The following is a 17328-nucleotide window of genomic DNA, read 5'->3' as shown; positions in this document are numbered from 1 at the left end:
TCTATGAAAATAAACGTTCCATCAATACCAGCTTTTTACTTGACGAGACCTCCAATTCGGCACCGTCGATCGTCTCTACCTGTCCACCATCGCCTTTCTTATATTTCACGACATAATCCAGATTGACAATAACACTGCGATTGATACGTAAGAAGTTTCGATCTTCTAATAGGTTTTCATATTCCTTCAGGGTCTTCGAAACGATGATCTTGGACTGGCTAATCAGATAAAATACGGAATAATTGCTCATGGCCTCAATCCGCAGAATATCTTCTCTTTTGATGAGATGTATTCCCTCGGCGGTAGGCAATGCGATTCGCGAACATGTGCTCTTTACATCCTGAATATCCATTTTTCGCATCGCTTCCTTCCCATGAATTCGCTTTCGAAGCTTTTCTATCGCCTTTTCCAATTCGTCGGGATCGACAGGTTTCAGCAGATAGTCTAAGGCATTAGCGCGAAGCGCATCCAAAGTATAGATGTTATAAGCCGTTACGAAAATAACTTCAAACTCAAACTGCCCCAATGCCTCCAGAAACTGAAAGCCATTCATGATAGGCATCTCCACATCCAAGAACAAGACATCGGCTTGCAATTCTTGAATTGGTAGCAAAGCCTTTTTAGGATCATTAAAGATGCTGACGACTTCCAAAACATCAGAAAATACCTGAAGCTTATGCTGTAAAAGGTTGCTCCCCTTTACCTCATCATCTAATATCACGGCCCTTATCATAATTGGTTAGCTAGTTTATTTAAAAATACCTAATCCTAAAGATAAATCAATCAATGAAATAAAATGTTTTCAATGAGTGAGCACGGGATTTGAATGTGTAAAGGGAGATTGGGAATTAGATATAAGATGGGAGATGTGAGATTTTAGACTTTGTCTTAAACCCGGAAAGGAAGGATGTAAGGGTTGGCAGGATCTGGCGTTTGCGTCGGGTAAGGGTTTGGGAGCGGCGTTGTCTGAACCAGGAAAGGAAGGATGTAAGGATGAACAGGATCGGGTCTAATATCTAATGTCTGATATCTAATATCTAGTCTTGAACCAGGAAAGGTAGGATGTAAGGATTGAAAGGATCCTGAATATCCTAAAATCCTTCCTTTCCTGGTTCAGACAATACGCTAATGTCTAAAATCCATTGTGTAATATCTAAACCCGCAATAGGTCTAAATACTAAGTACTAAATACTAAGTACTAAGCCCCCAGTTCCACCAAACGGTCGAACTCTTCAGCTTTTAGGGGCATAACAGATAAGCGGCCTTGTTTTACTAAGGCGATATCCTGCAGTAATGGATCAGCTTTTACGGTTTCTAGCGTTACTGGATTCTTAAAAGTTTCTACGGGCGCTAGGTCGACTACTACCCAACGTTCATCGTCTGTAGTAGGGTCTTGATAGAATTCCTTTACTACTTTGGCGATTCCTACTACCTCTTTGCCTTCATTGCTATGGTAAAAAAGAACTAAGTCGCCTTTTTTCATTGCTTTCAGGTTATTTCTAGCCTGATAGTTACGCACGCCATCCCAAAAGGTCTCCCCATCTTTATTAAATTGTTCCCAGCTGTATTTGAAGGGTTCAGATTTTACTAAAAAATAGTTCATGAAGCTTTAAGATTTAGTTTTGTTGTTCTAAGATTTCCATTTTATCGGCGTAATGCGCACAGTAATCGCGTAGGTCTGCTATTACTTTCTCTGCCATCGGATCGCCTCCAGAAGAGCGGATAAAGGAGTCTGCCATGGTCTGTAGAGTTTCATAGAAGAAACGCTTCATCTCGTCATACGGCATGTCTTTAGTCCATAAATCAATACGGAGTGTGTTTTTATATTGCGCGTCCCACAATGCTAAGAACATAGCCTTTGCTGGCAGTTCTTCGGAGTTCTCCCCATCTGAAGATGTCCATTGAATACTCTCAGGCACGTTTGCATCATCCAACGTCACATTAAGCTTTATTTCTGCTTTTTTCATATCTAAAACTGTATTTTTATCAAAACTGTCACTATCCCAACGATGATCATGAAGCCTATCTGCATCACCCATAATCGTTGAATATCTCTAACCCAAACGCGGAATAAAATATCCACAAACACTAACAACACCGACAATACGACAAGCCATACCCAGGAAAATAAAGGCTCCCCTTCGTTTCCCATTTCGGAGATAGCCCATACCAGCACACAAGCTAGCGCGATATTGAGTGGCGTTAGTTTCATTTTCTCTTCCCTGGTTTGCCCGTGCTTTTCTTGCCCGGCTTTGCCTTGCCTTTATTACTAGGTCTAGCGCCAGAAGCACGTGCATTTGCTGCCTTAATAGCGTATTTCTTTTCGTGGAATGCTCCTTTGAAGTCCGGATCATCCTTTTTCTTCTGATTGTCTATTTCCCTCGCGATTGCCTGTTTCTCATCAAATGGTGTCTTTTCAATCACCACATCTTCAGGAATATCATAAACAGGGATAGATTGACGGATTAACTTTTCAATCTTTCTGATGTTATGTTCCTCTGCAGGGTTACAGAACGTAATCGCATCGCCTGTATTGAATGCGCGGCCCGTACGACCGATACGGTGTACATAGTCCTCAATAACGATAGGCACGTCAAAGTTGATTACATGCGAAACCTGCGAAACGTCCAATCCACGAGCTGCAACATCGGTAGCCACGAGAATGCGAACATTCCCTTCTTTAAAGGCATTGATGGAATTGATACGGGTATTTTGCCCTTTATTGGCATGGATCACGCGAACCTCATCTTGAGCATACTTACGCTCTAGGAATGAAAATATACGGTCTGCGACCACTTTGGTCTTACAAAAAACAATGACACGGCTAAATGCCTCATCGTCTTTGAAGAAGTGTTGCAGTAGATTTAACTTGGTTTTAAGATTGGGCACAAAGTACAATGACTGTGCGACGGTTGCCGCCGGTGTCGCCTGCTCGCTGACTTCAATAATCGTTGGGAAGGCGAGGAAATCTCCGGCAATCTTCCTTACCAATTCGCTCATTGTTGCTGAGAACAATAGGTTTTGACGCTTGCGAGGTACCACTTCTAGGATTCGGTGTATCTTTCCGATGAACCCCATATCCATCATCTTATCCGCTTCATCTAGCACCAAGAACTTCAGTGATTTCACGTTGATATCACCCTCTAGGTAAAGGTCAAGGAAACGTCCGGGGGTAGCTACAATAATGTCGCATCCCTTTGCCAAAAGCTCTTTTTGGGTCTTCGGACCTAATCCTCCGTATAATAAAACTGTGCGTAGATCTAGGTAGGTTGAGAAGAGACGAATATGCTCTTCAATCTGCATGGCCAACTCGCGTGTCGGGCTTAAAATCAACGCTCTAGGATCATTTCCTTGTGCATACTTCAGCTTCATCAGCATCGGCAATACAAAGGCTGCGGTCTTCCCGGTACCCGTTTGTGCAATACCCATTACATCTTGTCCGGCAAGGATGGGGGTAATTGCTTTTTGCTGTATTTCGGTAGCTGTAGTGTAGCCTGCTTCTGCTATCGCATTTAATAGCTGTCTGTTTAATTTAAAGTCCTCGAATGATGCCATTACCGCAAAGATAGGTAAAAGCTAGCACATGCTTATGTATGGATTTCCTGACAAATCATTTTGATTTGCGACCAAATTCCAGCAAATTTGTCAATTACAAACAAGGTTGATATGAAAAAAATAGGATTACTAATCGTACTGGCGTTCGTCAGTACCTTCTCGTTCGCTGACGAGGGCATGTGGTTTTTAATGCACCTGAAGCGACTTAACGAGGCCGACATGCAGAAGAAAGGTCTACAACTTACTGCAGAAGAAATTTACAGCATCAATAACTCTAGCTTAAAAGATGCGATTGTACAATTCAATGGCGGATGTACCGCAGAAATCGTTTCAGGATCTGGCTTAGTATTCACCAACCACCACTGTGGTTATGATGCTATCGCTGAATTGTCTACTCCGGAGCACGATTACTTAACTAACGGATTCTGGGCTAAAAACTACGCTGAAGAGTTGAAACCGAAGTCTCTTTCTGTTCGTTTCTTCGTTCGTATGGACGATGTTTCTAAACGTATCTTAGGTTTAGTAAACGATAAGATGTCAGAAAAAGAACGTGAAAAAGTAATCAACCAAGAGATTGCTAAGATCCAAGCTGAGAATAGTGAGAATGGCAAATACGTTGTTTCAGTACGTCCTTTCTACAATGGAAATGAATATTACTACTTCGTTTACCAAGACTATACAGACGTTCGCTTGGTAGGTACGCCTCCAAACAGCATCGGTAAATTCGGTGGAGATACAGACAACTGGGAATGGCCTCGTCATACTGGTGACTTCTCAATCTTCCGCGTATATGGCGATAAAGACGGAAACCCTGCAGAGTACTCGAAGAACAACGTACCGTTGAAACCAAAGTACTTCCTTCCGATCAGCATCAAGGGAGTTAAAGAAGGTGATTTCTCGATGATCTTAGGATATCCTGGTCGCACAAACCGTTGGATGAACGCTGCGGGTATCGATCAAAACGTAGAATTCGCATATCCTGCATGGGTAGAAGCTTCGAAAACTGGTATGGATGCCATGAAAAAACACATGGACCAAGATCAGGCTGTTCGTATTAACTATGCTTCGAAATACTCGGGTGTTGCCAACTATTGGAAAAACAGACAAGGTATGATCGATGCTTTGAGCAAGCACAAAACAGCGAAGGCTAAAGCAAAACAAGAGAAAAAATTCAATAAATGGGCTAACAAAGCAGCAAATAAAGAAAAATATGGTGATGTAATTTCGACGATCAATGCTTATTATGCAGCGACCAACGAAAAAGCAAGACACGATAATTATTTAATGGGAATGTTACGCTCATCGACGTTTGCAGCATTGCCATATAGCCTTGGTGGCGGATTGATTCAATATGCAAATGAGAACGAGGCAAAACGCAAAGAGATGAAACCTCGCTTAGATGCTTATGTCAATGATAACTATGAGGGTCTTTATTTACCGCTAGAAGTTGATGTATTAGCAGATGAATTAAATCTTTACGCAGCGAAAGGCGGACAAATTGCTACTTATATCCGTCAGATGGCTGATAAAAATGGTGGTAATTTCCAAGCGGATATTCAGAAAGCATTCGATAACAGCGTATTCGCTTCAAAAGAAAAAATTGAAGCTTATTTAGCAAATCCAAATGCGAAAGTTGTAGAAAATGATCCTTTATTAGCGATCTCTACAGCATTAATGAACAAGTACCGCGAGTCTACTCCAGAGTCTGAAAAACTAGTAAATGACTTCCAAGCAGCTTCTCGCAAGTATATTGCTGGTGTATTAGAAATGGATCCTAACGGTAAATACTACCCGGATGCAAACTCCACATTACGTTTAACTTACGGTACAATCAGAGCATTACCTAAAGACAAACGTAACGATGCGAAGGTGAATAACTACACGACTTTGCAAGGAACGATCGCGAAATACAAACCAAACGATGAGGAATTTGATCTTCCAAAACGTTTAATGGAACTATACGAAGCGAAGGACTACGGACGTTATGCTGATAAAGCAGGATACCTTCCTGTAAACTTCCTAAGTGATCAAGATATCACGGGTGGTAACTCCGGATCGCCGGTTTTAAATGGAAAAGGCGAATTAATTGGCTTGGCTTTTGATGGTAACATCGAGGCTATGGCTGGGGATGTAATCTTTGATCCTAAATTGCAAAGAACTATCTCTGTTGATATCCGCTACGTTCTTTTCGTAATTGATAAATTTGCCGGTGCGCAAAACATCATTGACGAGTTAAAAATTGTAGAGTAATATCTATTCAAAAGGGTTTTAAACACAAAAAAAAGCGCTGAAATTAGCTTTGTTTGCATTCCTTTTGTATATTTATGATATCTTAGAGAATTAATTAAGAAAAACTAAAATTATATTAATTAAAAAAATGGAAAACTACACTAAATTAAAAGAGCTAGTAGCTTCAATCGAAGCTGATGCAGAAAAATTCTTCAACAACGGAAATTCAGCAGCAGGAACTCGCGTTCGTAAAGGCTTACAAGACATCAAAACTTTAGCACAAGATATCCGTAACGAGATCACTGCTAAGAAAAACGACGGTAAAAAATAAGTAACCCCGTTTACAAAATAAAAACCTGGATCTTAATGGTCCAGGTTTTTTTTGTCTAGTCTTGAACCAAGAAAGAAAGAGAATTTTGTCTTGAACCAGGAAAGGAAGGATTTATGGAACAGCAGGATCTTGCTCATCTTCGTATCATAATTAGTGGTAAGTGTCTAATCCGTTTAACACGATCCTGATAATCCTTGCATCCTTCCTTTCTTGGTTCAAAACACCCTTTCAAATGACGTTATGCCCGATCCTGTTGCTCCTTAAATCCTTCCTTTCCTGGTTCAAGACAAAATTTCCTTCCTTCCCTGCTTAAAGACAAACCTCCCTTACTTTTTTTGGCAAAAAACCAAATATCCTGACAAAATAAAGGCGCCTAATCGGCGCCATAAATCTAATATCTTATATCTAATGTCTAAAATCTAATCCCCCTACCTCTAAAGCATCATAGCCGCAAAGAACAGCCCAAATTGCTTTTCTGATAGCCATTGCCCAAGGATCTCCCGCATTTTGTTGCGTGTCTGTTCTCTTGTGAAAGCAGAAGCTTTTTTCTTGATTAGGTTATCTGTAACTGTTGTTCCGGTCATTTCGACTTTGGAGGCATAGATATTGAAATTCTGCTCGGGTACAACGAGTCCTAGTATCATTCCAGGTAGGCCGTGCAGCGTGCTGGGGCTACTGGCTAATGGAATTTGGTCGGTGTAGAATGCAACGACATACACTGAGTCTAATGTAACGCCATTTGCGCGTCTACAATCGTATCCTGCGATATTGCGATACTCATTAGTGATCTTCCATTTAACGTTCGTTAGGGAGTCTGAAATCGCTATTGGCGAGCCCCCAACTTCTAAGGTCATAGAAGTCTGCTTGGTAGCGAGGTTCTGATAGATTTTTGTTCCATAGTCTAAGAATCCGAAACGCAACAGCTGTGCAACCATAGCAGGTTGGTCCTTGGCTAGGGGTTCCAAGATGGATTCACTTCCAGAAAAAGTAAGTTTCCGTTGTAATACCGCTGTTTCCGGCACCTTTGTTAACATATCTTCGAAAAACTTCCTTTGGAAATCAGTCTCCTTCATCATGCTGATTTGTCGTCTCAGCATATTCTTCACGTGTACTGTCTTATCGTAAGTAATAACGCCTTGTTCTGGGAAGAAGGCATATTGTGCATTTGCTTGTTGAAAGCCTAAGACAAACAGAAATAGTATGGCAATATATAGTTTCATTTTCATGATTATTCAGCTCCTTTCATTGATGTAAAATCCCAGCTAACTTTTAGCATAAAATATCTGGAAATAGTGTTAAACGTTTCTTGGGTAAAAGAGTTTACCGTTTGTCTACGGCTAAATCCTTTGTTTTGATTCAAGATGTCGTTGACATAGAAGTCTACCACCAAGTTCTCCCCTTTTAAGAATTTCTTGCTCACGCCTGGCGTAAAGATGGCGCGTTCGAATTTCTCAGCGTAGGTTTTCGTTGGCGCCTCGTATGTGTAAGCTAAATCAGCATACAATTGGAATTTTGCCGGCAGGTACGCTCTTACTCTAGCATCCCCGATTAAAGTGAAGCCTTCGGAGTTGCGATCCGGTGTAAATGTAGATCTCATGACACGCCATCCTGGTCTTGCACCCACTTCAAAGTCAACGCCCTTCGTGGTATTCTTTTCTAATCCAAAACGGATATTATAATCATAGGTCGTTGATTTGTTTTCGTCGTAAGGGATGTCCTCATAGTTTTGACGCGGAACATCTCTAATCAAATTGTAGGAGCTGCTATAGTTCGCTCCTAAGTTAATGTCAGCTTTAATCTGATGCTTGGCAATCACGTTGAATCCGCTTCCAGCATACGCAAAAGCCGAGTAGGCATCTTTATCGGCATTATCATACATCAGGATTCTAGACCCATCAGGAAAAACCGTCTCATTCATCTGTATCGCTCTTTTTGTCTGCGTAACATTCGTTCCTAGATAAAAGTATCTACCCTTCATCATTTCGTATGATCCGCCATCTAATGAAAACGAGTTGTTGATAGAAGGCTTCAGATTTTCATTACCAATGGTTTGATTCAATTGATCCGTATTCTGGCGCAATGGCTGAATCTGCGTTAAAGAAGGCAGTTGAGTGTAGCGTCTATAGCCCAATCCCAATGCTTTAGTCTTCGTGAAAGAATAACGTAAGCGCGAATTCGGCGTAAATGTCAAATAATCACGCTTCAGGTCGACAGTATCCAAGTTATTGAACATATTCATATCATCATGACGAAGGGTATTCGTCACGTTGAAATCTATTTTATCCGACTTGTATCCGAAAGTCAGGTTTGCTGAATTCGTCCTTGTGTTGAAGTTGAAATCATTACTGAACTCCCGATCGAAGTCGTTGTATTCTCCGGAAGCACTCTTGTTGAAGGAACTCAATACAGAATGCGCTTTCGACTGGCTAAAGTCATAACCAATCGATGATCTCCAACGTTTTGAAAGCGGCTCTGAGTAAACGATCGACGTGCTTAGATTGTCAGTCTTCGAATTGCCATCCTTAAATTGGTCTACGGTGTCGCGTGCTGCGGTAATACGGTTATTCAGTTCCGATTTCACCTGCAATTCGTTGTTGTTTTCCGCATTGCTACCTGCAAAAGTTAAGGAAATTGACCGACCTTCCTTCTTGAATTTCTTCGTATAGAAAGCATTGTAGGTCACATTAGTTATGTTAGACATTTCCTGCTGATTACTCGTATTGTCAGAGGCAAGCGTGCCATCTCTCCAGGTACTTGCATCCACATTCGTTGCGCGATCCGCATGCGTACGATCAGCCGATACTTTAAAAGTTAACGTGGAAAGGGAGTCGATTGCTAGATCATACTTCGCATTCACACGATGTTTATTTGCATCCGAACCGATATTCTTGTTTTCCTCGGTATTGATGACCCCCTCATTGGTCGCATTTTGACGCAAAGTATTTTCATACACATCATTTTCGATCCTAGCAAACTTGTAGCTCGCATTCAGTTTATGTTTCTTATCCTTCCAAGCATCCATCACTGAAGCTCCTAGAGAAATCGCTTTTGGATGACCCTTGCCGTCCCAGTTCGAAAACTCGTCGCTATTGCGTACCATAAAAAATCCACCATCACCTGTCATTCCAGATTCCGTATCCGACATGTTGAATTTCTCCTGCTCCTGCCAACTGAGGCTAAACTTCCCATCCGTAGAGCCCATTAAATAAGCTCCTAATTTAAAACTCCCTTTGAATTTATTATAGGCTAACTTGCCCATGTAATATTCCTTATCGTTTCCTAATCCTCCCGCAAGTTCCGCCTTACCAAAAGAGCCGTTCTTCGCATCTTCCTTCAACTTCACGTTGATGGTTTGTATGCGGGTTCCATCATCTACTCCCGTTCGCTCAGCCTGTTCCGACTTCTTCTCATAAACCTGAACTTTATCCACCATATCCGAACGGATATTTCGTGTCACCAAGGTCGGGTCATCACCAAAGAACTCTTCACCATCGACCAAGACCTTCTCTACAGTCTTTCCTTGCGCAGTAATCTTACCTGAGGCATCGACAGAGATACCCGGTAGCACTTTCAGCAAGTCTTCTACCTTCGCATTCTTCTCCGTCACAAAGCTAGAAGCATCATATTCTGTTGTATCCCCTTTTATCACCACCGGTATTTTCCCTGTAATCAAAACTTCTTCAATTAGATTGGCAGCACTTTGCAGCTCAATCTCTCCTAATGCGACATTCCCAGCTCCTTTTTTTATCGTTTGGAAGTAATCTCCAAACTTTGGATAGCTAATAATCAACAAGTAATCCTGATTATCCGGATTTTTGATGGCGAACTTTCCATCAGCATTTACACGTGTAAAATCAACAAGGATGGAGTCTTTAGCTTGAAGAAGCATGACTGTGGCGTTGGCTAGTTTAGTCTTATCAGACTCATCTACAATAGAACCCGAGATTTTACTCTGGGCAGAAGTCTGTAGCGAAATAAAACCGAGGACAAGGCTTAGCAAGACAGTGGTTAGTAATTTCATAAGTAATATTAAAAAATAATGCGATTCGTTAGGTTCTACGAAAATATCACAATTACGTGATATAAGCAGTCCAAACGTTTGAGTTTAACATAGATTAACAGATAAATACAAATACGCTAGGGACTTCATCAGAACCACCTATTGGTAGCCTAACAGAGTGAAAAGTTACAGGTTTAGTAAAATTTATTTCACTACCTTTGTAAAAACCATTTGAAATGCAAAAAATCAAAGACTATGTAGAAGCGAATAAGGATCGCTTCTTGGACGAATTATTTGAATTATTGCGCTTTCCCTCTGTAAGTGCAGATCCACAATTTAAAGAAGGTGTCTTAAACACTGCAGAGTTTGTCGCTCAAAAATTAAAAGATGCTGGCGCGGATAATGTTGAAGTCTGCCCGACTGCTGGCTACCCAATTGTATATGGAGAGAAGATCTTCGATCCATCTTTACCAACTGTATTAGTTTATGGTCACTACGATGTGCAGCCTGCAGATCCATTGGAATTGTGGGATACCCCTCCATTCGAACCTACCGTTCGCGATGGTAAAATCTATGCACGTGGTGCCGCTGATGATAAAGGCCAATTCTATATGCATGTTAAGGCATTTGAATATATGGTTAAAAACAATGAGCTAGCTTGTAACATCAAATTCATGATCGAAGGCGAGGAAGAAGTAGGTTCAGCTAACTTAGGAATCTTTGTTCGCGAGAACAAAGAGCGCTTGAAAGCAGATGTAATTGTTATTTCCGATACCTCAATGATCAGCTTAGAGACTCCATCATTAGAAACAGGCTTACGTGGTCTTTCTTATGTTGAAGTAGAAGTTACAGGTCCTAACCGCGATCTGCACTCAGGAGTTTATGGTGGTGCTGTAGCAAACCCTGCTACGATCCTAGCGAAGATGATTGCTTCATTGCACGATGAGAACAACCATATCGCTATCCCAGGATTCTACGATGACGTTATTGAATTAACTGCCGAAGAACGCAAAGCGTTGAACGAAGCACCTTTCGATATCGAAGAATACAAAACGGACTTAGGCGTTGCAGATGTTTGGGGAGAAAAAGGATATACGACAATTGAACGTACGGGTATTCGCCCAACATTAGAAGTTAATGGTATTTGGGGTGGATATATCGGTGAAGGTGCGAAGACTGTATTACCTTCTAAAGCATTTGCTAAGATATCCATGCGTTTAGTTCCTAACCAAAACTCAGAACGCATTACAGAATTATTCAAGAAGCACTTCGAAGGTATTGCTCCTGATTATATTAAAATCGAAGTTAAACCTCATCATGGTGGCGAGCCTGTAGTAACTCCTACAGACAGTATCGCTTACAAAGCTGCTGAGAAAGCTTTAGAAGAAACCTTCAACAAGAAGCCAGTTCCTACACGCGGTGGCGGTTCTATTCCAATCGTTGCTTTATTCGAACAAGAATTAGGAATCAAAACGGTATTGTTAGGTTTTGGATTGGACAGTGATAACTTACACTCTCCAAATGAAAAATATGGCATTGAAAACTACCTGAAGGGTATAGAGACAATTCCACTTTTCCATAAATATTACGCTGAATTAAGGAAATAACATAAAAATGCTTCACGCTTGTGAAGCATTTTTTTTATCTTCGGCTAACTGATCGCAGATAATGTTATTATTATTAAGAAAAATACACAGGCTTCTTTATTTCTTTGCTGTATTATTCTTTTTTATCCTTTCTTATCCCCTTCTTTTTTTACTTTCTAGGAATCCGATTAAGAACTATGCTGCTATCGTTTGGTTTCGCAAGTGGATTTCTATTCTTAGTGTTCATTTGGTTGGTATTCGCTTTAAAATACATTACGAGGAGCCTATCGATTGGTCGCAGCCCTATATTCTTTGTCCCAATCACACCTCTATTTTAGATATCACAGCGCTCACCTACCTCTGTCCGCAGCAGTTCTCCTTTATGGGGAAAATAGAACTGTTAAAGAACCCTGTAACACGTATTTTCTTTAAGTCGATCGATATACCGGTGAAACGCGAGAGCAAGATATCCTCATTCAAAGCTTTTAAGCGTGGTTTGGAACTGCTGGGATTAGGTAAATCTCTGGTGATATTTCCGGAAGGTGCTATTGAAGATGAATATCCACCCAAACTTCACAAATTTAAAGCAGGCGCCTTTAAGATGGCGCAGGAGAATCGAACTGCAATTCTTCCTGTGATTATCCACAATGCGTGGAAGGTTATGTGGGATGATGGCCGAGAATTCGGATCTGCTCCCGGTGTTATTCATATCTCCGTGCTGAAGCCCATTCAGTATGCTGAAACTGAAAACGCAAAAACTAACACGGTGGAGAACGAGGTTTATGAAAAAATGAATAAAGTCTGGTTAGAAAATCTCGCCAAATATTAATGTTTAGCCTCGTATTCAAGTATTTAAATGACTGATATTCTATTAGTTATATTATTAATGAAAGATTTACACATATTTTACTTGCATTAGTTAAATTAAATATTATTTTTGCGAAAATGTAAAACTTAATTAAAGAGATATGTATTGGACACTTGAATTAGCTTCGCATTTAGAAGACGCTCCATGGCCAGCGACAAAAGATGAATTAATTGACTACGCTATTCGTTCAGGAGCACCTGTTGAAGTAATTGAAAACCTTCAAGCTTTAGAAGACGACGGTGAACCTTACGAGAACATCGAGGAGATTTGGCCAGATTATCCGACTAAAGATGACTTCTTTTTCAACGAAGACGAATATTAACATCATGATAGAAAGCGCCTTTTTAAAAAAGGCGCTTTTTATTTAATCCTTTTATAGAAATATTTGTCAAAGGCTTAAACAGAATGAATATGGGAAAGAAATTACTTTTTTTACTAACAATCATACTTCCTTTTATGTCAATGGCTCAATCCGCTAAAGGCTCTACCGGCGACGGCAAGAGTATGAGTGTCGCACGTGGCTTTATCAATGAATTAGCCAACTTTGACACGCCATTGGATGTTATCCTGAGTGAAAGGGTGATTGTTAATAATCCCAATGATGAGCTTTACGACTACTTGGAGGCTAGTCTACAAGAAATAAGAATCAACCTATCGTTGAAAAATGTGGATGAGATTCAATATAAAACTTTCCATGAGCTACCGCGCAAAGAAGTACGCGATATCGACCCGGAAGGCATGAACATTGATAACATGGTTTTTCTTTACTACAAGAACAGACTATTGACTTCCCTATACGTTGAAGGCGGAAAAATCGCCTCTTTTACCCTCGTATCAAAAGGAAATGAGATGGCGCATTTCGTCACTTATTAACAAAAAGACATTTTTTTAATAGAATCCTTGCAATTCTCAAAAGTATCTTTGATATTTGTTCAATAACTAATGAATACAGCAGTAGCAAATAAAACTTGGTGGTGGCACAGCATATAATGTTGTGGCAATAACCTATTAGTTTAATTTAGCGAAACAAAAAATAGCGGGCTTGCCTTTTCGGCAAGCCCTTTTTATTGAATTTTATGAAAGAGATACTAGCACATTTATTTGAATACAAGTCGTTTACAAGAAAGGAAGCATACGACATCCTTACGAACATTGCTACCGGCAAATACGATAGCCACCAGATTGCAGCCTTTATGACGATCTACGGCATGCGGAGCATCCGCGTGGAAGAACTGGGCGGATTTCGCGATGCCATGTACGATCTGTGCAATAAGGTCGAGTTTAAAGGATACGATTTGATCGATATGTGTGGCACCGGCGGTGATGGCAAAAACACATTCAATATATCAACGATAGCATCCTTCGTTGTGGCTGGTGCCGGGTACCATGTGGCTAAACATGGAAACGTGGGGGTATCTTCTGGATGCGGTTCTTCTAATGTGATGGAATATCTGGGGTATCAGTTCACTAATGATCATAACGAATTACAAGCGCAGTTGGAACGATCAAACATCTGCTTTCTTCATGCTCCGCTCTTCCATCCGGCAATGAAAACTGTAGCTCCCATCCGCAGAGCATTATCGGTGAAGACTTTCTTTAATATGCTCGGCCCACTGACCAATCCTGCCAATCCGAAATTCCAATCGGTAGGCGTTTTCAGCTTAGAGCTAGCCCGCTTATACGCCTACCTGTACCAAGGGACAGACAAGCAATACAGCATCATGCATGCTTTAGATGGTTATGATGAAATATCGTTGACCGGAGATTTCAAGATCATTACCAACGCCGGCGAGAACTATTATACGACCGAAGAAATCGGCTTTAGCCCAATCAATCCCGCTGATCTTGCGGGGGGAGATACGGTAGAGGACGCTGCGAGCATATTCAGAAAAATAATTGAAGGCGAAGGAACCAACGAACAGAATAATACCGTATTGACAAACGCGGCTTTCGGAATCAAAACCTTCCATCCGGAAAAGAGCTTTGGCGATTGTTATTACGAAGCGGAGTCTTCCTTGTTGGGATTAAAAGCATTAAACAGTTTTAATAAGCTAATCAATGGCTAAGGAAATCCTCATCAAAGTATGCGGTATGCGGGAGCCTGAGAATATCGCAGGACTGGTAAAACTTCCAATAAACTATATCGGGCATATCTTTTATGAGAAGTCGCCACGCTATGTTTCGGAGGTCATTGATCTTCCCATTCCAAAGACTATTAAAAGGACAGGAGTTTTCGTTAATGCAGATAGAGCTACCATCAAGCAAACGATCCTTGATCAGCAGCTAGAGGCTGTTCAATTACACGGAAATGAATCGGTAGCCCTGTGCCAGGAAATCAAAGATTTGGGTGTAGAGCTTATCAAAGCCTTTGGTGTGGACGATGATTTCCAATGGAATGAGCTAGAAGCCTATCTCGCTGCAGTCGATTATTTCCTATTTGATAGCAAGAGCGAAGCATATGGTGGCACTGGAAAAACATTCAACTGGGATAAGCTGAAGACCTATCCTTACGCCAAGCCCTATTTCTTAAGTGGTGGATTATCATTAGAAAATCTGGCTGAAGCCTACCAATTCGATGACGAAAGACTAATCGGCTTGGACTTAAATTCAAAATTTGAAATATCTGCAGGTCTCAAAGACTTAGATAAAATAAATAAAGCACTGAAAATAATTGAACATGAGCAAATATCAAGTAAATAACAAAGGATATTACGGCCCTTTTGGTGGTGCATACATCCCGGAGATGCTGTATCCTAATGTGGAAGAGTTGCAGGAGCAATACTTAGCGATCCTAGAAGATCCAAGTTTTAAAGCGGAGTTCGAACAATTATTAAAGGATTACGTAGGACGCCCCTCTCCTCTTTACCGTGCTAATCGCTTATCGGAAAAATATAATGCTAATATCTTCTTAAAACGCGAAGATCTGAATCATACAGGAGCACATAAGATCAACAACACGATAGGACAAATCCTATTAGCAGAAAAACTCGGAAAGAAACGAATCATTGCAGAGACCGGAGCCGGACAACATGGGGTTGCTACCGCAACGGTATGCGCATTAAAAGGATTAGAATGTGTTGTTTACATGGGTGAAATCGATATTGAGCGCCAGGCACCAAACGTTGCCCGTATGAAGATGATGGGAGCAACTGTTGTGGCGGCTAAATCAGGCAGCAAAACATTGAAGGATGCAACCAACGAAGCGCTTAGAGATTGGATAAATAATCCAGTGGATACGCATTATATCATAGGTTCTGTCGTAGGACCACATCCTTATCCCGATATGGTTGCTCGCTTTCAATCGATTATATCCGAAGAAACGAAGAAGCAGCTATTAGAGAAGACCGGCAAAGAAACTCCGGATATTGTGATGGCCTGTGTAGGTGGAGGTTCAAATGCAGCAGGAATGTTCTATCATTTCTTAGACGACGAAGATGTTCAATTGATCGCAGTTGAAGCGGCCGGACATGGTGTAGACAGCGGTGAATCTGCTGCAACGACGATTCTTGGTAACGAAGGAGTATTACACGGTAGCCGCTCCATCCTGATGCAAACGGAGGATGGCCAAGTAATCGAACCTTATTCTATCTCGGCTGGGTTAGACTACCCGGGTATCGGACCGCAGCACGCCTGGTTATTCAAGTCGGGTCGTGGAACATATGTTAGTGCGACAGATGATGAAGCGATGCAAGCAGGCTTGCAATTAACGAAGCTTGAAGGTATCATCCCGGCAATTGAAAGTTCCCACGCACTTGCACATCTGGAGAAGATGAACTTTAAAGGCGATGAAACCGTTGTCATCTGTTTATCAGGCCGCGGAGACAAGGATTTAGATAATTACATGAAATATTTTGGATTTTAAGACCATGCAAATAACAAAACACGCAAATGGATTATTGTCCATTTACTTCACCGCAGGATACCCGCACATTAATAGTACCCTAGAAATCGCTAAGGCTCTAGAGGCCGCAGGGGCAGATTTTCTAGAAATCGGATTTCCCTATTCCGACCCTGTGGCGGATGGCCCTACCATCCAACATAGCTCGGAAGTTGCATTAAAAAACGGAATGACGCTTAAGGTATTGTTCGAGCAGCTTAAAGATTTGCGAGAGCATGTACAGATCCCCGTATTTTTGATGGGGTATGTCAATCCGGTTATTCAATTTGGCGTAGAAGCATTCTGCAAAGCATGTAAGGAAGTTGGTGTCAATGGAACCATCATCCCAGACCTACCGATGTATGAATATGAGGAGCTATACCAACCTATTTTTGAGGAGAACGGAATTAGCAACATCTTTTTAGTTACGCCACAGACTTCGGAATCCCGAATCCGCAAGATCGATGATTTATCGACAAGCTTTATTTATCTATTATCGTCAAACGCCACGACGGGAAAACAATTAGATATCCAAGACCAAGCAGCAAGTTACTTCCAACGAATAAAGGATATGGACCTGAAAAACCCATTCATCATAGGGTTTGGGATACATGATAGCCATACCTTTTCAAAAGCTACGAGTTATGCCAATGGCGCAATCGTAGGTACAGCGTTCGTCAAGCTATTGGCGGAAGATGACTACTTAGACCGCATACCTGCATTTATACAGTCTATCAAATCGTAAATATTAAAGACAATAAAAAAGAAGGTGTCTAAAAAGGCACCTTCTTCTGTTTTATAGCTTTTGCGATTTCATTACTGTTTTCATTTTTGAGTTTTAAGCAGTAAGTCGATATTTTATGGTTTTAACGCTCCTGACTC

At 41.1% G+C, this 17328-nt stretch carries 17 protein-coding genes; 10 read left to right on the top strand and 7 right to left on the bottom strand.

Annotated elements, in window-relative coordinates; all coding sequences use genetic code 11:
- Position 1: 1 nt before the first annotated feature.
- The 5 genes from B2400_RS02545 to B2400_RS02525 form a co-directional block, all read right to left on the bottom strand.
- Complete coding sequence (locus B2400_RS02545) at positions 2-733, bottom strand: LytR/AlgR family response regulator transcription factor (RefSeq protein ID WP_149527056.1); 732 nt, start codon at positions 731-733, stop codon at positions 2-4.
- 465 nt (positions 734-1198) lie between these two features.
- Positions 1199-1603: an EVE domain-containing protein gene (locus tag B2400_RS02540; protein WP_149527057.1), complete on the bottom strand. Its 405-nt coding sequence runs from the start codon at positions 1601-1603 to the stop codon at positions 1199-1201.
- Between the two features lie 13 nt (positions 1604-1616).
- Positions 1617-1967 carry a gliding motility protein GldC gene (gene gldC, locus B2400_RS02535; protein WP_149527058.1) on the bottom strand — a complete coding sequence of 117 codons (351 nt, stop codon included), beginning with the start codon at positions 1965-1967 and terminating at the stop codon, positions 1617-1619.
- 2 nt (positions 1968-1969) lie between these two features.
- Positions 1970-2212 carry a hypothetical protein gene (locus tag B2400_RS02530; protein ID WP_149527059.1) on the bottom strand — a complete coding sequence of 81 codons (243 nt, stop codon included), beginning with the start codon at positions 2210-2212 and terminating at the stop codon, positions 1970-1972.
- A complete protein-coding gene (locus B2400_RS02525) occupies positions 2209-3555 on the bottom strand; it encodes a DEAD/DEAH box helicase (protein WP_149527060.1) in 1347 nt (448 codons plus the stop codon). The genes B2400_RS02530 and B2400_RS02525 overlap by 4 nt, the downstream gene beginning before the upstream one ends.
- A 111-nt stretch (positions 3556-3666) precedes the next feature.
- On the opposite strand from B2400_RS02525, the gene B2400_RS02520 reads away from it, so the two are divergent.
- Both B2400_RS02520 and B2400_RS02515 read left to right on the top strand, forming a co-directional pair.
- The gene (locus B2400_RS02520; RefSeq protein ID WP_293930589.1) at positions 3667-5805 is read left to right on the top strand and encodes a S46 family peptidase; all 2139 of its coding nucleotides are present in this window, start codon (positions 3667-3669) and stop codon (positions 5803-5805) included.
- Positions 5806-5932: 127 nt separating this feature from the next.
- Positions 5933-6115, top strand: coding sequence for a histone H1 (locus tag B2400_RS02515; RefSeq protein WP_149527062.1), 183 nt, complete (start codon positions 5933-5935; stop codon positions 6113-6115).
- Between the two features lie 434 nt (positions 6116-6549).
- Here the strand turns inward: B2400_RS02515 and B2400_RS02510 are convergent, their stop codons facing one another.
- Both B2400_RS02510 and B2400_RS02505 read right to left on the bottom strand, forming a co-directional pair.
- Positions 6550-7341 (bottom strand): GLPGLI family protein, encoded by a 792-nt coding sequence (locus tag B2400_RS02510; RefSeq protein ID WP_149527063.1) that lies wholly within the window; start codon positions 7339-7341, stop codon positions 6550-6552.
- A gap of 2 nt (positions 7342-7343) precedes the next feature.
- Positions 7344-10136: an outer membrane beta-barrel protein gene (locus tag B2400_RS02505; RefSeq protein WP_293930588.1), complete on the bottom strand. Its 2793-nt coding sequence runs from the start codon at positions 10134-10136 to the stop codon at positions 7344-7346.
- Between the two features lie 215 nt (positions 10137-10351).
- On the opposite strand from B2400_RS02505, the gene B2400_RS02500 reads away from it, so the two are divergent.
- The 8 genes from B2400_RS02500 to trpA all read left to right on the top strand — a co-directional run bounded on the left by B2400_RS02500 (position 10352) and on the right by trpA (position 17191).
- Entirely contained in the window at positions 10352-11722 is a 1371-nt protein-coding gene (locus B2400_RS02500) for a dipeptidase (protein ID WP_293930586.1), read from the top strand.
- 61 nt (positions 11723-11783) lie between these two features.
- Complete coding sequence (locus B2400_RS02495) at positions 11784-12530, top strand: lysophospholipid acyltransferase family protein (RefSeq protein ID WP_286651540.1); 747 nt, start codon at positions 11784-11786, stop codon at positions 12528-12530.
- A gap of 139 nt (positions 12531-12669) precedes the next feature.
- Positions 12670-12891, top strand: a complete 222-nt coding sequence (locus B2400_RS02490; protein ID WP_002996718.1) for a DUF2795 domain-containing protein — start codon at positions 12670-12672, stop codon at positions 12889-12891.
- 89 nt (positions 12892-12980) lie between these two features.
- A complete protein-coding gene (locus B2400_RS02485) occupies positions 12981-13442 on the top strand; it encodes a hypothetical protein (RefSeq protein ID WP_293930585.1) in 462 nt (153 codons plus the stop codon).
- A 203-nt stretch (positions 13443-13645) separates the two neighbouring features.
- Positions 13646-14635 carry an anthranilate phosphoribosyltransferase gene (gene trpD / locus B2400_RS02480; RefSeq protein WP_293930584.1) on the top strand — a complete coding sequence of 330 codons (990 nt, stop codon included), beginning with the start codon at positions 13646-13648 and terminating at the stop codon, positions 14633-14635.
- Entirely contained in the window at positions 14628-15269 is a 642-nt protein-coding gene (locus tag B2400_RS02475; RefSeq protein ID WP_223110830.1) for a phosphoribosylanthranilate isomerase, read from the top strand. Before trpD ends, B2400_RS02475 begins: the two co-directional genes overlap by 8 nt.
- A complete protein-coding gene (gene trpB / locus B2400_RS02470; protein ID WP_149527069.1) occupies positions 15247-16431 on the top strand; it encodes a tryptophan synthase subunit beta in 1185 nt (394 codons plus the stop codon). Before B2400_RS02475 ends, trpB begins: the two co-directional genes overlap by 23 nt.
- Positions 16432-16435: 4 nt before the next feature.
- Positions 16436-17191, top strand: a complete 756-nt coding sequence (trpA, locus tag B2400_RS02465; RefSeq protein ID WP_149527070.1) for a tryptophan synthase subunit alpha — start codon at positions 16436-16438, stop codon at positions 17189-17191.
- Positions 17192-17328 lie beyond the last annotated feature (137 nt).

The sequence above is a fragment of the Sphingobacterium sp. UBA6645 genome, assembly GCF_002455685.1.
Classification (GTDB): domain Bacteria; phylum Bacteroidota; class Bacteroidia; order Sphingobacteriales; family Sphingobacteriaceae; genus Sphingobacterium; species Sphingobacterium hotanense.
This window is presented reverse-complemented; position numbering and strand designations above follow the sequence as displayed.

Bases quoted from the DNA above. Each gene is read 5' to 3' on its own strand.
- B2400_RS02490 (WP_002996718.1), top strand. From the start codon at position 12,670: ATGTATTGGACACTTGAATTAGCTTCGCATTTAGAAGACGCTCCATGG.
- B2400_RS02540 (WP_149527057.1), bottom strand. From the start codon at position 1,603: ATGAACTATTTTTTAGTAAAATCTGAACCCTTCAAATACAGCTGGGAA.
- B2400_RS02520 (WP_293930589.1), top strand. From the start codon at position 3,667: ATGAAAAAAATAGGATTACTAATCGTACTGGCGTTCGTCAGTACCTTC.
- trpB (WP_149527069.1), top strand. From the start codon at position 15,247: ATGAGCAAATATCAAGTAAATAACAAAGGATATTACGGCCCTTTTGGT.
- B2400_RS02475 (WP_223110830.1), top strand. From the start codon at position 14,628: ATGGCTAAGGAAATCCTCATCAAAGTATGCGGTATGCGGGAGCCTGAG.
- B2400_RS02485 (WP_293930585.1), top strand. From the start codon at position 12,981: ATGGGAAAGAAATTACTTTTTTTACTAACAATCATACTTCCTTTTATG.
- B2400_RS02515 (WP_149527062.1), top strand. From the start codon at position 5,933: ATGGAAAACTACACTAAATTAAAAGAGCTAGTAGCTTCAATCGAAGCT.
- B2400_RS02530 (WP_149527059.1), bottom strand. From the start codon at position 2,212: ATGAAACTAACGCCACTCAATATCGCGCTAGCTTGTGTGCTGGTATGG.
- B2400_RS02505 (WP_293930588.1), bottom strand. From the start codon at position 10,136: ATGAAATTACTAACCACTGTCTTGCTAAGCCTTGTCCTCGGTTTTATT.
- trpD (WP_293930584.1), top strand. From the start codon at position 13,646: ATGAAAGAGATACTAGCACATTTATTTGAATACAAGTCGTTTACAAGA.
- B2400_RS02525 (WP_149527060.1), bottom strand. From the start codon at position 3,555: ATGGCATCATTCGAGGACTTTAAATTAAACAGACAGCTATTAAATGCG.
- B2400_RS02495 (WP_286651540.1), top strand. From the start codon at position 11,784: ATGTTATTATTATTAAGAAAAATACACAGGCTTCTTTATTTCTTTGCT.
- B2400_RS02545 (WP_149527056.1), bottom strand. From the start codon at position 733: ATGATAAGGGCCGTGATATTAGATGATGAGGTAAAGGGGAGCAACCTT.
- trpA (WP_149527070.1), top strand. From the start codon at position 16,436: ATGCAAATAACAAAACACGCAAATGGATTATTGTCCATTTACTTCACC.
- B2400_RS02510 (WP_149527063.1), bottom strand. From the start codon at position 7,341: ATGAAAATGAAACTATATATTGCCATACTATTTCTGTTTGTCTTAGGC.
- gldC (WP_149527058.1), bottom strand. From the start codon at position 1,967: ATGAAAAAAGCAGAAATAAAGCTTAATGTGACGTTGGATGATGCAAAC.
- B2400_RS02500 (WP_293930586.1), top strand. From the start codon at position 10,352: ATGCAAAAAATCAAAGACTATGTAGAAGCGAATAAGGATCGCTTCTTG.